The sequence below is a fragment of the Pseudoalteromonas sp. NH0006-46 genome (genome assembly GCF_057547735.1).
In genome coordinates this window covers 78,652-92,400 of sequence record NZ_BAAJML010000010.1, presented here as the reverse complement: position 1 = coordinate 92,400, position 13,749 = coordinate 78,652, and the positions used below count along the sequence as shown (strand labels likewise).

At 41.3% G+C, this 13,749-nt stretch carries 13 protein-coding genes and 4 tRNA genes; 9 read left to right on the top strand and 8 right to left on the bottom strand.

The window, feature by feature from the left end; all coding sequences use genetic code 11:
• Nucleotides 1–110: 110 nt before the first annotated feature.
• Entirely contained in the window at nt 111–482 is a 372-nt protein-coding gene (locus AC27I2_RS16810) for a histidine triad nucleotide-binding protein (protein ID WP_058404687.1), read from the bottom strand.
• A 92-nt stretch (nt 483–574) separates the two neighbouring features.
• Between AC27I2_RS16810 and AC27I2_RS16805 the strand changes: the two genes are divergently transcribed.
• Nucleotides 575–1,177: a DUF2057 domain-containing protein gene (locus tag AC27I2_RS16805; protein WP_487204936.1), complete on the top strand. Its 603-nt coding sequence runs from the start codon at nt 575–577 to the stop codon at nt 1,175–1,177.
• 68 nt (nt 1,178–1,245) lie between these two features.
• Here the strand turns inward: AC27I2_RS16805 and AC27I2_RS16800 are convergent, their stop codons facing one another.
• Nucleotides 1,246–3,087, bottom strand: a complete 1,842-nt coding sequence (locus tag AC27I2_RS16800) for a M1 family metallopeptidase (RefSeq protein WP_058404685.1) — start codon at nt 3,085–3,087, stop codon at nt 1,246–1,248.
• 142 nt (nt 3,088–3,229) lie between these two features.
• Between AC27I2_RS16800 and murB the strand changes: the two genes are divergently transcribed.
• The 8 genes from murB to tuf all read left to right on the top strand — a co-directional run bounded on the left by murB (nt 3,230) and on the right by tuf (nt 7,795).
• A complete protein-coding gene (gene murB, locus AC27I2_RS16795; RefSeq protein WP_487204935.1) occupies nt 3,230–4,240 on the top strand; it encodes a UDP-N-acetylmuramate dehydrogenase in 1,011 nt (336 codons plus the stop codon).
• A complete protein-coding gene (gene birA / locus AC27I2_RS16790) occupies nt 4,237–5,241 on the top strand; it encodes a bifunctional biotin--[acetyl-CoA-carboxylase] ligase/biotin operon repressor BirA (protein ID WP_487204934.1) in 1,005 nt (334 codons plus the stop codon). Before murB ends, birA begins: the two co-directional genes overlap by 4 nt.
• On the top strand, nt 5,238–5,948 hold the full coding sequence (locus AC27I2_RS16785; RefSeq protein WP_058404683.1) for a type III pantothenate kinase: 711 nt from the start codon (nt 5,238–5,240) through the stop codon (nt 5,946–5,948). The genes birA and AC27I2_RS16785 overlap by 4 nt, the downstream gene beginning before the upstream one ends.
• 126 nt (nt 5,949–6,074) lie before the next feature.
• A tRNA-Thr gene (locus AC27I2_RS16780) sits at nt 6,075–6,150 on the top strand.
• A 40-nt stretch (nt 6,151–6,190) separates the two neighbouring features.
• Nucleotides 6,191–6,275 (top strand) — tRNA-Tyr (locus AC27I2_RS16775).
• 45 nt (nt 6,276–6,320) lie between these two features.
• A tRNA-Gly gene (locus AC27I2_RS16770) sits at nt 6,321–6,395 on the top strand.
• Between the two features lie 11 nt (nt 6,396–6,406).
• A tRNA-Thr gene (locus AC27I2_RS16765) sits at nt 6,407–6,482 on the top strand.
• A gap of 128 nt (nt 6,483–6,610) precedes the next feature.
• Nucleotides 6,611–7,795 carry an elongation factor Tu gene (gene tuf / locus AC27I2_RS16760; RefSeq protein WP_487204933.1) on the top strand — a complete coding sequence of 395 codons (1,185 nt, stop codon included), beginning with the start codon at nt 6,611–6,613 and terminating at the stop codon, nt 7,793–7,795.
• Between the two features lie 361 nt (nt 7,796–8,156).
• Here tuf and AC27I2_RS16755 read toward each other — a convergent pair whose 3' ends face one another.
• The 6 genes from AC27I2_RS16755 to AC27I2_RS16730 form a co-directional block, all read right to left on the bottom strand.
• Nucleotides 8,157–9,353 (bottom strand): dipeptidase, encoded by a 1,197-nt coding sequence (locus AC27I2_RS16755; RefSeq protein ID WP_487204932.1) that lies wholly within the window; start codon nt 9,351–9,353, stop codon nt 8,157–8,159.
• A gap of 64 nt (nt 9,354–9,417) precedes the next feature.
• A complete protein-coding gene (locus AC27I2_RS16750) occupies nt 9,418–9,672 on the bottom strand; it encodes a YheU family protein (protein WP_058551349.1) in 255 nt (84 codons plus the stop codon).
• A 2-nt stretch (nt 9,673–9,674) separates the two neighbouring features.
• Nucleotides 9,675–10,661 carry a hydrolase gene (locus AC27I2_RS16745; protein ID WP_487204931.1) on the bottom strand — a complete coding sequence of 329 codons (987 nt, stop codon included), beginning with the start codon at nt 10,659–10,661 and terminating at the stop codon, nt 9,675–9,677.
• 105 nt (nt 10,662–10,766) lie between these two features.
• On the bottom strand, nt 10,767–10,913 hold the full coding sequence (locus AC27I2_RS16740) for a hypothetical protein (protein ID WP_171036659.1): 147 nt from the start codon (nt 10,911–10,913) through the stop codon (nt 10,767–10,769).
• Nucleotides 10,914–11,429: 516 nt separating this feature from the next.
• Entirely contained in the window at nt 11,430–11,843 is a 414-nt protein-coding gene (locus AC27I2_RS16735; protein ID WP_058551351.1) for a TIGR02444 family protein, read from the bottom strand.
• Nucleotides 11,827–13,749 (bottom strand): ATP-binding cassette domain-containing protein, encoded by a 1,923-nt coding sequence (locus tag AC27I2_RS16730; RefSeq protein ID WP_487204930.1) that lies wholly within the window; start codon nt 13,747–13,749, stop codon nt 11,827–11,829. The genes AC27I2_RS16735 and AC27I2_RS16730 overlap by 17 nt, the downstream gene beginning before the upstream one ends.

Sequence of the window (13,749 nt, the reverse complement as noted above, 5' to 3'; positions counted from 1 at the left end):
AAACAAGTACAATTTTATGATTATTTAAACATAAAATGTTGCAAATAAGTAATTGTTTTTTAATTTATAGGAACACATGCTTTTACATAGCATGCAGTAACCGAGCTTAATTAAACGATTTCTTTTTTGTTATCTTGATAAGGAGGCCACCCCATTTGCTTACCGGCAAGCATGTGAAGATGGATATGATAGACGGTTTGACCGCCATGATCGTTGCAGTTCATAACAACACGGTAGCCGTCATCGCTAAAGTTATGTTCTTTTGCAAGCTTCGCGGCCACCACATATAAGTTGCCTACTAAGTGTGCGTTATCATCATTTATATGATTTATGGTAGGAATTGCAATTTTTGGGATAATTAACACATGAAAAGGAGCTTGAGGGTTTATATCTTCAAACGCGAGAGTATTTTCGTCCTCGTAAATTATGCTTGCTGGGATTTCGCGATTAATTATTTTTGTAAATAGTGTCTCTTGGCTCATTGTGTGTTCCTTATCAAGTGGTATGAAATTTAGATTCACTAATGACAAATTTTCAAAGCAGTGTCAAACTCAAATCAACCAAAGGAGTTAATATGCGTAAATCAGTGTTAATGAGCAGTGTAGCTGCATTGCTATTTAGTGTATCGGGTATGGCAGAAAACATTCACTTTCCTGAAGAGTTTGTGCCGTTACAAGTCGGTGAGCGAGTAATAGAAAGCTCTTTGTTTAGTCGTGTAGAAGATTTAGAGCTAGCGCCGGGTTCGTATCGGCTAAAGCTCAAGTATACCGACTTATACGATGAAGATTACGATATGCATGAGGTGGTCGAGTCAGAGCCTTTTTGGGTTGATATTACGATTGAGGCGGGCACAGATTACACCTTGGTATTTAATCGTGCTGAAAATGCAGTAGCGGCTAAAGTATTTGCTCAATCGCCCATGGTAAGTTTAAAAGCTAAAGGCAGTGCGTTAGCTGCACCATTGAGTGTTGTCTCTAATAACCAACTTGCTAGCGAAGCGCCAGTGAGGACTATGCGAGAATCACCTGCGAGTCCAGAAAAGCCGAGTAGACCGATTAAACCAATTGCACCCATTACAGGAAAAGGCATGCCAAGTGCGGCGCAAATGCTCGACTTTTGGTGGCAACAAGCAACAATTGCTGAGCGACAGGCTTTTTTAGCTAAAGTAACAAAATAAGCTGTTTGAGATAAGCATTAAAAAAGGGCCAAATTTGGCCCTTTTTAGTTCCTATTTTACGCTGTTTATTATTCAAATAAAGCGTCAATAGTGCCTTGTGCTAGTGGGTGGTAACCCGGACGTGCTTTTAAGTACACCTTTTGTGCCCACTCTTTTTTACCGTTAGTAATCAGTGATTTGTACAGAGGGACAATTAGCTTACGACGACCAATACCTGATAAATGCTTATCAAGAGCAGGGTAAATCGGTTGGTAACCGTTGCCCACCGCAAGCATATACCATGCAAATGCGCGTTCTGCGTTGGTTGATTGCGTTAAGTTAAACTCACCGTCTAATTCAGTCATTTTTTCAATGCTTAAATCACGTGGTAGGTTATTTAAAAAGTGTAACCACTCATGTACTGTCCAGTTTGCTGTTGGGAGCTGCGCTGCAGTTGTTGCGCCTTGTAACCAAGCTGTGGTTGCAGTATCGACCTTATCGAACGCATCAGAGGTTGGGTTTGGCGCATCGCTTGGTAAACCAGGTTCAAAAATCCACTCGTTCACTTTATCCATACTAACAATACCTGGGTACTTGTTAATTAAATGGGCTTCAATATAGGTAACAAATTGTGCAGTCGTTAACGATTTAAAAGCAAACTCGTCAAAGTAAGTTTTTACGAAAGGGTCAAACTTGTCACGACCAAATTTGTTTTCCAAGTAAATTAAGAATAACTGACCTTTAGTGTAAGGCACTGAGCTAAAGGCATCGTCTGGATCGCGGCCATTAAGCTTTAAGTTAAGACGAGTATCAGGCGCATCAATAGTTTTAAGCTGTGCACGTAACCCTGCGGCATCAAGAGCTTGCTCCATTACTGCACGGTCGCGACCAAATACTTCTTCCATAATGCGGTTTTCAACGTATGAGGTAAAACCTTCGTTTAACCATAAATCTTCCCACGTTGCATTAGTCACTAAGTTACCAGACCAAGAGTGGGCAAGCTCGTGCGCAATTAGATTAACTAAACTTTTATCACCAGCCACTACAGTAGGCGTAATAAACGATAAACGCGGGTTTTCCATGCCACCAAACGGAAAGCTTGGCGGAAGCATGAGTAAGTCGTAACGACCCCATGCATAGTCGCCGTACATGGCATTGGTTTTGTCGATCATGGCTTGCGTGTCGTTAAACTCAGCAACCGAGGCTTCTAAAATTTCTGGCTCAGCAAAAATACCTGTTTGATGAGACATCGCTTTAAACTCTAAGTTACCTGCACCAATAGCAATTAGGTATGGTGAAATAGCTTGCGGCATGTCAAAGTGATAATCGCCATCTTTATAAAGTGCGTCTTTATTATCGGCACTCATAACCGCACGAATATCTTTAGGCGTAGTAATACGCGCAGAATAGGTTACTCGCATTGCCGGTGTATCTTGTACAGGTAACCAGCTACGAGCGTGAATTGCTTGCGATTGGCTATACATAAACGGGTGCGTCTTACTTGCTGTTTGTTCAGGTGTTAACCATTGTAAGCCTGATGCCTCTGGACGGCTGTTATAGTAAATACGCACTACTTTGGCTTGGTTTTTAAACTCAATAGTTAGCTTTGAACCTTTAACATCATCACGGTTTGCTAAAGTGAATTTTGCTTTGTGCCAGCTGCCTGCTTGCGTTTGATACATTACTTTATCGATGTCTAGGTCGCGAGTATCAAGCACTAGCTTTTTGCTTTTGCTGTTATTCCACTGAAGTGTATGCTCAACAAAGCCTTCTAATTGCTTGTCTTTAAAATCGACATCTAAATCAAGGCTTAAGTGAGTTGTAACAACATCGTCAAGATTGGCGTATGAGTTTTGATCAACAGCATTCGCCATTGCTTGCGAACACATGCCCGCCATAGCGAGGCTTAAAAAGAGAGGTTTAATTTTCATAATTACCTTGAACACAAATAAAAAGAGCAGGTTTTATAACACGATTGGCAAGGTGGGTTGAGCAATTTTTACAATCTGATGCGTATTTTGCGACGATGAGGTAAACTATTGCGATTAGTTGGCGGTTTATCTTGAGAGCCTTGTGACGCACGCATTACACCCTTTACACACCTTTGCATTACATACCAAATGCCAAAATTTAGTTGAAATTACTGACATTGAGCAGCTATATAAGCAAAGCTTTTCGTCACCTTTCTGTTTGTTGGGGGAGGGGAGTAATACCATTTTTTTAAACGATTACCATGGTACGGTAATTAAAATGGCAACTAAAGGGATTAATATTACCCCCCGTAAAACCGATACCTTAATAAGCGTTGCAGCCGGTGAAAATTGGCATCAATTAGTCAAATTTTTATTGGATAAAAACTTCCCAGGGCTTGAAAACTTAGCACTTATACCCGGCACTGTTGGAGCGTCACCGGTGCAAAATATTGGGGCCTACGGGGTTGAACTTTCAAAATTTATAGAGTCAGTCGAATACTTTGACATACACAGCAGAGAACTTGTTTGTTTGACTAACGAGCAGTGTAAGTTTGGCTATCGTGATTCTATATTTAAACATGCATTGAAAAATAAAGCGGTTATTACACGTGTATTGCTAGTATTGCCAAAGCAATGGCAGCCTGTGCTGAGTTATGGTCCGTTGCAGCAGCTGAAAAATGTGACTCCGCGTACTGTATTTGAGCACGTTATCCAAACACGTAACAGTAAACTGCCAGATCCATACACGTTACCCAATGCGGGCAGCTTTTTTAAAAACCCAATAATTACCAATCAACAATTAGCAACGCTATTAAAGCAATTCCCTGAATTACCGCACTACGCATTCGGACAAAGCAAGCATAAGGTCGCTGCAGGGTGGTTAATAGATAACGCAAACCTCAAAGGTTATCGGGTTGCGGGCATTGAAGTTCATAGGCAACAAGCATTGGTATTAGTAAATCATGGCGATAGCCACGGCGAAGATCTAATTAGTATAATCAAGCACATTCAACATATTGTGTATTCGCGTTATAGCATACTGCTTGAGCATGAAGTGCGCTTAATAAATACAACTGCCGAATGCTATGTACAAGGAGGCGTTACACAGTGAAAGCACCTGATGGCAATAAACTCGCAATATTAAATGCATTAAATAAACCGGGCTTTGTATCAGGGCAAGCGCTGGGAGAGCAGCTAGGTATTAGCCGTGCGGCTGTGAGTAAGCATATTAATAGCCTACAAGAGATGGGTTTAGATATTTTTAAAGTAACGGGCAAAGGTTATAGCCTAAACAACTACGCTGGGCTTTTAAACCAATCGCAGATACAACAGCATTATAATCAATTAAATAGTCAGTTGAAGTCGCAGTCAGCGAACGTAGAAGTTCATCCTATAATCGACTCAACCAACTCCGAGCTTATGCGGCGTATACAAGCTAAAACAGCGCTTGAGTCGGGGACTATTATAGTGGCCGAAATGCAGCAAGCTGGGCGAGGGCGTCGAGGACGTGTGTGGCAGTCACCGTTTGGTGCAAACCTTTATTACAGTTACTTTTGGCGTTTAGATGATGGTCTGCAGGCAGCTATGGGGGTGTCGATTGCGGTGGGGTTAGCGGTATACGATACAATTAAAGCGCTTTATGACATAGATTTAGAGCTTAAGTGGCCAAACGATATCTACCTAAACAAACAAAAGCTTGCAGGTGTACTTGTTGAACTAGATGGGCAACCGCAAGGACCGTGTCAGCTGGTATTAGGAATTGGTATTAATTTACAAATGCCAGAAAATTTCAGCCAAAATATAGATCAAGCATGGACTGATTTAAGCCAGCATACCCAAAAGCTAGATAAAAATGAGCTGGTGGCATCACTCACTTATCACTTAGAGCATCGGTTAGAACAGTATCGTAAAAGTGGGTTACAAACAATGCATCAGCAATGGAACTCACTGAATGCTTTTGCTGGTGAGTGCGTAGAGCTAAATACAGGCCATAGAAGTTGGCGGGGGATATGCGAAGGAATTGACCCTCAAGGGGGGATTCGTATTCGTCAAGATGGTGATGTAAAAAGCTACTATGGCGGGGAAATATCACTGAGAAAGGCACCGCTATGAGATTACTCATCGATGTAGGTAATACCTCTTTAAAAGCCGTGCTTTGGCACAACGAGCAGGCACAACAAGCCGATTTAAATAATTTACCCTGGCCGCAAATAACAGACGTTGTATACGCGTGTGTAGGGCGAAGTGAATTACTCAATAAAATATTAGCTCAAGCTGCTACGCATCACACTGCATGTTATGAAGCAACGGTAACTAAAACACTTCAAGGGCTTACCTGCGCGTACGAGCAAGTAAACAACTTAGGTATTGATAGATGGCTTGCGCTCATTGCTGGGTTTACATTGCATCCAAATAAAGCGTGCATAGTGGTTGATGCGGGTACGGCCACAACGATTGATGTATTAACCAGTGAAGGACAGCACTTAGGCGGGTGGATTTTACCTGGGCTTGATTTAATGACGTCATCGCTGACGCAAAATACTCAGCGTGTATTTGACGACGAAAATACTCCGTTTGTAAGTCAGTTAGGAAAAAACACCCCTAACGGCTTAAAAAATGGTGCGTTAGTGGCCACCATAGGCGCAGTTGAACAAGCTAAATTACATTTAGGTGCAAAAAATAGCACCCAAACAATGCAAATTGTTTTTGCTGGTGGTTATGGCGCGTTATTACAGCAGCAATTTGAAGGCAGTATTTATGATTCTTTGTTGGTAATGAAAGGTTTAAATTTTTGGCGAAATTTAAGCAAAACGAGCTAAAAATAGAATAATAAGTAACTTTTGCATGAATATTGAACATTTAAGCAATAAAATCGCATTTTTTTTAATTTTATAGTTGCATCCCAATAAACCTTACTCTAATATCTCGCCCCGTACTAAAGCAGTGCCGACTTAGCTCAGCTGGTAGAGCAACTGACTTGTAATCAGTAGGTCAACCGTTCGACTCGGTTAGTCGGCACCACTTTCCTTTTACCGAAAGTGAATTAGTAGAGAATTATCGTGGAGGGGTTCCCGAGCGGCCAAAGGGATCAGACTGTAAATCTGACGGCTCAGCCTTCGCTGGTTCGAATCCAGCTCCCTCCACCACTTTATTCTTGACGGTTAGAGGTAGATTAAGAACAGATTCCTAACGCGGGCATCGTATAATGGCTATTACCTCAGCCTTCCAAGCTGATGATGCGGGTTCGATTCCCGCTGCCCGCTCCAGTTCTTGTGTTGCTGATATAGCTCAGTTGGTAGAGCGCACCCTTGGTAAGGGTGAGGTCGGCAGTTCGACTCTGCCTATCAGCACCAGTCTTAAGAATCTTCTTGATTACTTCCTTTATCTGTCAGAAAATACTATTTGAAAAAATTAACTTAATCTACCTTCGGTGGATTATTTTCATATGTAATCTAGATACACAAAACTGATAGGTTCCGTCATGGCAAAAGAAAAGTTTGAACGCGTAAAACCGCACGTAAACGTTGGTACAATCGGCCACGTTGACCACGGTAAAACTACACTAACTGCAGCAATCACTAACGTACTTGCAAAAGTATACGGCGGTGTTGCTAAAGATTTCGCATCAATCGATAACGCTCCAGAAGAGCGCGAGCGTGGTATCACTATCTCAACTTCACACGTTGAGTACGACACACCAACTCGTCACTACGCACACGTAGATTGTCCTGGTCACGCCGATTATGTTAAAAACATGATCACAGGTGCTGCACAAATGGATGGCGCTATCTTAGTAGTAGCTGCAACTGACGGCCCTATGCCACAAACACGTGAGCACATTCTACTTTCTCGTCAGGTTGGTGTACCTTACATCATCGTATTCATGAACAAATGTGACATGGTTGATGACGAAGAGCTACTTGAGCTAGTAGAAATGGAAGTTCGTGAACTTCTTTCTGAGTACGATTTCCCAGGTGACGACTTACCACTAATTCAAGGTTCTGCACTTAAAGCACTTGAAGGCGAGAAAGAGTGGGAAGACAAGATTGTAGAGCTTGCAGAAGCACTAGATTCTTACATTCCAGAGCCAGAGCGTGACATCGATAAGCCATTCATCATGCCTATCGAAGACGTTTTCTCAATCCAAGGTCGTGGTACTGTTGTAACTGGTCGTGTTGAAGCGGGTATCATCAACGTGAATGACGAAGTTGAAATCGTTGGTATCAAGGACACTACTAAGTCTACTTGTACTGGTGTTGAAATGTTCCGTAAGCTTCTTGACGAAGGCCGTGCTGGTGAGAACATTGGTGCACTATTACGTGGTACTAAGCGTGAAGACGTTGAACGTGGTCAAGTACTAGCTAAGCCTGGTTCAATCAAGCCACACACTACATTCACTTCAGAAGTATACGTACTTTCTAAAGATGAAGGTGGTCGTCATACTCCATTCTTCAAAGGTTACCGTCCACAGTTCTACTTCCGTACAACTGACGTAACAGGTGACGTACAGTTACCAGAAGGCGTAGAAATGGTAATGCCTGGTGATAACATCAAGATGACAGTAACTCTAATCGCACCAATCGCGATGGATGAAGGTCTTCGTTTTGCTATCCGTGAAGGTGGCCGTACTGTAGGTGCTGGTGTTGTAGCAACTATCGTAGAGTAATAATTAACATTTAAGTTAATTAATACAAAAAAACCCGAGCTTAGTCTCGGGTTTTTTAATGCCTGTAATTTATGTCATGTGAAGGTGGCGCTCTTACCTTAGGCGTAGGTGCTTTGTAGTAACGTTCAATGAGTAATAGTTAACTTTTAAGTTAATTGTTAGAAAAAGGTCACTTAGGTGGCCTTTTTTAATGTCTGAAGAAAAGTGTTTAGTTTTCAGCTATTAGTAGCTTGGTGTTAAATTATACTTAAGACATAAAAAGCACGACTTTAAGCCGTGCTTTTAATTAATTTTTTTGACAACTGACAACTGACAACTGACAACTGACAACTGACAACTGACAACTGACAACTTTCACAGCTTAGTGTTTTTTGGCGTATGCTTCAGCTTGCTTCCATACTCTTAGTGTATTACCACTTAAGATTTTTTTAATATCGGCGTCGCTGTAGCCTCTATCCATTAAGCCTTGTATTAAGTTTGGATAACTAGACACATCTTTTAAGCCAATAGGTAACGAATCGCCAACGCCGTCGTAATCAGAGCCAATGCCAACGTAATCAATGCCAATTAATTCTACAACGTGATCAATATGATCAAGTACTTGTTCAAGACTTGCAAACGGATATGGATTTTTAGCGCGATAAGCCGAATCAAAATCATTGCTTAATTTAGTGCCTTGTTTTTTAGCCGACTCTTTTGTGCTTTTTAGTTGCTTGCCCCATGCACCTGCTTTTGCTGTAACAAAGCTCGAACCAAAGTTAATTTGAATCACGCCTCCATTTTCTTTTAGCGCTAATAGCATATCGTCATTCATATTACGCTCAAAACCTGGGGTGTATTTACGAAGCGATGAATGTGATGCAATCACCGGTGTTTTAGACAATTCCATTACCTGATAAAACGCATCGTCAGAAATATGCGATACATCTATTAACATACCCATATTATTCATTGCAGTGACCAGTTCTTTACCAAAGGGGCTTAAGCCTTTCCATTTACGGCGAATATCGTAAGACGAGTCAGAAATATGATTACTTTGTGAGTGTGCGAGGGTGATGTAACGTACGCCACGGTCAAAAAAGTGCTGGAGGTTTTTTAAGTCACCTTCAATAGGGGAGCCATTTTCCATTCCCATAGCAATAGACAATTTACCCTCTTTAAACTGTTGCTCTATGTCGTTTGTAGAGCTTGCCATTGCAAATTTAGCAGGCGCACGTTGTGCAATGGCTTCCATTCCATCAATTAACTGGTTAGCTAACTGATAGCTTTTGCCTTTACCTTCAAATTCTAAATGAGCAGGAATATAAATCGACATAAATGGCGCGTTTAATCCCCCCTCAACTGCGCGAGGATAATCAAAATCGCCATCTTCAGTTGCTTTGGTTACATCAGCCCACGTATCGTGAATGCGGTAAGGCACATCAATGTGGGTGTCGATTAAAATAGTGTCTTTGGCAAGTTTAACCGCTTTGTCTGACGCGCTAATTGGTTGCTCTGCAAAGGCTTGGCTTGTTAAAGCTAGTGATACGGCTACCACTAGAGTGCTGAGTTTTATCATGTTTTGGCTCTTTGGGTAAAAAGCCATTGTGTACGCTCAGCTAAAAAGTTACAAGTATTACACTTTAATCATACGATGCTTGTTGATGCTCTTCACTTTGCAGTGCTTTAAATTCGCCCTTTGAAATAATAGTGACCGATTCGTGCAGCTCTGAAAAAAACACCATGGCTTCGCCGCTTTTTAATTGTTGATTTACCTGCGCCACTTTACTTTCAATACTGAATTCTTGTTCGCCATAATCGGTGCCTTCACGCAGTACATAGCTTTCAATTAGATTGTATAGAGTGTCTTTATCAAGTTGCTCAAAAGGAATAATCATTACTACTGGTTGCTCGCTTTGTTTATTATATGTTGGCCAAAATAACTGGGTACTGCTTTTTCTAACCAAAAAATGGGTTTTAACGGATTGTTTCCGCTAATGAATCCAACGTGCCCACCTTTTTCAGAAACACGCAGGGTAACATCTTCACTCACATCTTGCTTGCTTGGCACTGCTTTAATCGACAGCATTGGGTCGTCTTTCGCATGAATGATTAAGGTGGGTACAGCAATATGTTTTAAGTAGGGCATAGCACTGGCTTGGCGATAATAATCGTGTGCATTCTCAAAGCCATGCAAAGGAGCTGTTATATGGTTATCAAACTCTAATAAATCGTCAATTTCCATCAATTCATCAGTGGTAATAGGTATTTGCTGCTTAATTTGAGGTAATTTGCGCTGCATCGATTTTTTCATACGATCAAGCAAATACTTTTGATAAATTTTACCCAAGCTTTTGCGTATTACATCACTTGATGATGATAAATCATACGGTGCTGATATAACGGCTGCTGCATTTAGTGGGCATCGCTGGGCTTGCTCACCTAAATATTTTGCTAATACATTACCACCTAGCGAAAAACCAACAGCAAATAAAGGTCTGTTTGGAAACAGTAACTTTAGGTGATTAATAAAAAAAGCTAAATCGTCCGTATCACCACTATGGTAGGCGCGAGGAAGCCGGTTTACCTCGGTCGAGCAGTTTCTAAAGTGCATGAGTACAACGGCATACCCTTGCTTTTTTAGCGCTTTCATCATGCCTTTGGCATAAAAACTATTTATATTACCTTCAAGGCCGTGTAACACAATGGCAAGTGGGGCAGTTTCGTTATGCGGAAGTGACCATGCAAGCTCGATAAAGTCACCGTCAGGTGTATCAAGTTGCTCTAATTCGTAGCGAGTATTATGAAAAGGGCGGAAAAAACGCGGCATTATGGTTTGGACGTGACGATTGGTCATCCACCATGCTGGTTTAAACGTATGGATCATGTTTGTACTACACACTTTGCAAAAACGAAGCGTTAGTGTATCAAAAAGAATAAAAAGCGCCTAATTAGTAACTAATTAGACGCTTTGTGCGTCGTGCTTAATTTTTTAATGTTGCTCTGTCAGATCAGCGTCGTGTACTTTTTTCATGAAAAAATACACAAAAAATAGGCATAAACTAATAACGACGCCTAAAAAACCAAATGATAAAAATAACACTGGGTCGCTAAAAAAATCTCTAAAGAATACGTCCATAATTGCCTCCTGATGTCTATGGGTTAATCATAGGTTGAGTTTGCGTTAGCTTATATGATCCAGATCAAGCTATTTTCCTGATTATAAAAAGAGCTGTTAAGAAGTTGATTTGGATCAAAGTTGCCAAGAGAAGTTAGCGAGTTTGCAGGATTAAAGATCTTTTACACAAAGAGAAAAACATGAGAAGTAAATGAGAATTGCCAAGCAGTAGCACGGTTAATATTAGTTTTTATTGGTCATTCTAAAGCGTAGCGTCTCTAACCCTCTTTGTGATTCATTGGTTTAAAGATCTTTTTGCACAAAGAGAAAACATGAGGAGTAAATGAGAACTGCCAAGCAGTTGCACAGTTAATATTAGTTTTTATTGGTCACTCTAAAGCGCAGCGCCTCTAGCCCTCTTTGTGACTCATTGAATTAAATATCTTTTACACATAAAGAAAAACAATGAGTAGCAAATGAAGGTAACCAGGCTGCTGGTCGCTGACAGTTCAAAACTGATAGCTAATTAGGGATTGCTTACAAATACAGCGCACTATTATCTGTTGCTGTACATGCTACTAACTCAAATCCATTAACGGCATTGATCAACATCTTTTGCTGCTGCTTTTCGAGCTTGAGCTCGGCGCTCAGTAGTTCTTGTCGAATGTTTGCGTAATCGGCAATCTCGGCTTGATTTGCTTTTAAGTAACCCCGAGCCCTGCGCAATGGCTTTAAAACCTCAGTATCAAACTCACTAATCACTTTTTGTAAGTGACTTAATTGCGCTGTATTAATGCTCAAATTTAACGAATCTAAATAATAAAGTAACAAGCACAGATTAACGTTTTTACCTTGCTGGTTTTGTAGTGCCAGCAAGGTGTGTTGTTGCCCAGGCTTTGCATACAAAGTGCATGCAAATTGCCAAAAGTCATCGCTATTGAGCAAGTTCATCGGCAAAGGCCTGTTCTTTTTCTTCCATTTCTTCAAGCGCCATAAGTAACTCTTCTTCAATGTCGTTAAGTTTGGGCGTAAGCGTGGCTTGTTCAGCTATTAATTCTTTTAATTGGGCTTTGTTGTCATCGTTATAGAGTTCATTATCGCCAAGTGCAACCTCCACTTCGCTAAGCTCTGCAGAGTGTTTGTCGAGTTGTTTTTCAAGTTTTTCAATTTGCTTTTTAAGCGGTTGAATGGCTTTTCTAAATTCGGCTTCTAAGCGTTTTTGCTCTTTTCGGTTAACCCCTGAGTGTGCTTTGGGCTCATCATTTTGCTGGGCTTTAACAGCTTCTTTATTCGCGTTCAGTAACCACTGGTAATACGCATCTAAATCGTAGCCAAATTGAGTTACTTTGCCATCATCGACTAAATAAAACTCATCAGCGGTGTTTTTAAGCATGTGGCGGTCATGCGATACGGTAACCATGGCGCCTTCAAAGCCTTGCAATGCCATAACTAGCGCGTGGCGCATTTCTAAATCAAGGTGGTTGGTAGGTTCATCAAGAAGTAGCAGGTTAGGCTTTTGATACACCAGCATAGCAAGGACTAAACGGGCTTTTTCACCGCCCGAAAAGGGCGCTACGGGCTCTAGGGCTTTATCGCCAATAAAGGCAAAGCCACCTAAAAAGTCACGTAGTGATTGTTCAGTAGCTTTTGGGTTTAAACGTTGTAAATGCGTAATTGCGCTGGCGTTTAAATCAAGCGATTCAAGTTGATGCTGCGCAAAGTAACCAATATTTAAACCATGGTGCTGCACAACCTTACCTGCTTGCGGTTCTAAATCACCAGAGAGTAGTTTAATGAGCGTTGATTTACCTGCGCCATTTCGTCCCAGTAAAGCAATGCGACTACCAGGTACTAAGTTAAGCTCTATATTATTTAAAATAGTCACTTCACCATAACCCGCTTTAGCTTTATCTAAACTCATTAGCGGGTTTGGTAGGGCTGTAGGCTCTGCAAATTCAAAGTTGAACGGTGAGTCGGCGTGAGCGGGCGCTAGCTTTTCCATGCGCTCTAGCGCTTTTACGCGGCTTTGTGCTTGTTTAGCTTTACTGGCTTTTGCTTTAAAACGAGTAATAAATTGCTCAAGGTGTGCAATTTGCTCTTGCTGCTTGTCGAACATGGCTTGCTGTTGCAATAAACGCTCTGCTTTTTGGCGTTCAAATTGCGAATAGTTACCTTTGTACACATTGATAAGTTGTTTATCTATATGCCAAATTTGATCAACTACTGCATCTAAAAACTCACGGTCATGCGATATAAGTACCAATGTGCCTGTGTAGGCACGTAAAAAGCGCTCAAGCCAATATACGGCATCTAAATCAAGGTGGTTTGTTGGCTCATCGAGTAGCAATAAATCAGCATTACGGATAAGTGCTTGGGCAAGGTTTAAACGCATGCGCCAACCACCTGAAAAAGCACTCACGGGGTTTTCTATTTGGCTATTAGCAAATCCTAATCCATGCAAAAGTTCGCCAGCTTGCGATTCGATGCTGTAGCCTTTCATGTTTTCTAGCTGAATATGCACTTTGGCTTGGGTATCGCCATCGTTATTTTGTTCTGCTTCTCTCAGTGCAATACGAAGCGCGTAGTATTCAGGGTGTCCTTGCAATACATAATCAATGGCGCTTATTTCGAGGGCTGGGGTTTCTTGTTTAACCGAAGCAATAGACCAATCTTTAGGAATACTGCAATTACCGGCATCAAGTTGCAATTCAGATTTTAGTAAACCAAATAAGGTTGATTTCCCGCAGCCATTGGCACCCACAAGGCCTACTTTGTGCTCTGGAAATAACGTAGCTGATGCATTTTTTAATAAGGCTGTGCCGCCACGAAGGAGTTCTATTTCTGATATTTGGATCAT

Bases quoted from the DNA above. Each gene is read 5' to 3' on its own strand.
- AC27I2_RS16800 (WP_058404685.1), bottom strand. From the start codon at position 3,087: ATGAAAATTAAACCTCTCTTTTTAAGCCTCGCTATGGCGGGCATGTGT.
- AC27I2_RS16745 (WP_487204931.1), bottom strand. From the start codon at position 10,661: ATGATCCATACGTTTAAACCAGCATGGTGGATGACCAATCGTCACGTC.
- AC27I2_RS16750 (WP_058551349.1), bottom strand. From the start codon at position 9,672: ATGATTATTCCTTTTGAGCAACTTGATAAAGACACTCTATACAATCTA.
- AC27I2_RS16755 (WP_487204932.1), bottom strand. From the start codon at position 9,353: ATGATAAAACTCAGCACTCTAGTGGTAGCCGTATCACTAGCTTTAACA.
- AC27I2_RS16740 (WP_171036659.1), bottom strand. From the start codon at position 10,913: ATGGACGTATTCTTTAGAGATTTTTTTAGCGACCCAGTGTTATTTTTA.
- AC27I2_RS16785 (WP_058404683.1), top strand. From the start codon at position 5,238: ATGAGATTACTCATCGATGTAGGTAATACCTCTTTAAAAGCCGTGCTT.
- AC27I2_RS16805 (WP_487204936.1), top strand. From the start codon at position 575: ATGCGTAAATCAGTGTTAATGAGCAGTGTAGCTGCATTGCTATTTAGT.
- AC27I2_RS16730 (WP_487204930.1), bottom strand. From the start codon at position 13,749: ATGATCCAAATATCAGAAATAGAACTCCTTCGTGGCGGCACAGCCTTA.
- AC27I2_RS16735 (WP_058551351.1), bottom strand. From the start codon at position 11,843: ATGAACTTGCTCAATAGCGATGACTTTTGGCAATTTGCATGCACTTTG.
- AC27I2_RS16810 (WP_058404687.1), bottom strand. From the start codon at position 482: ATGAGCCAAGAGACACTATTTACAAAAATAATTAATCGCGAAATCCCA.
- tuf (WP_487204933.1), top strand. From the start codon at position 6,611: ATGGCAAAAGAAAAGTTTGAACGCGTAAAACCGCACGTAAACGTTGGT.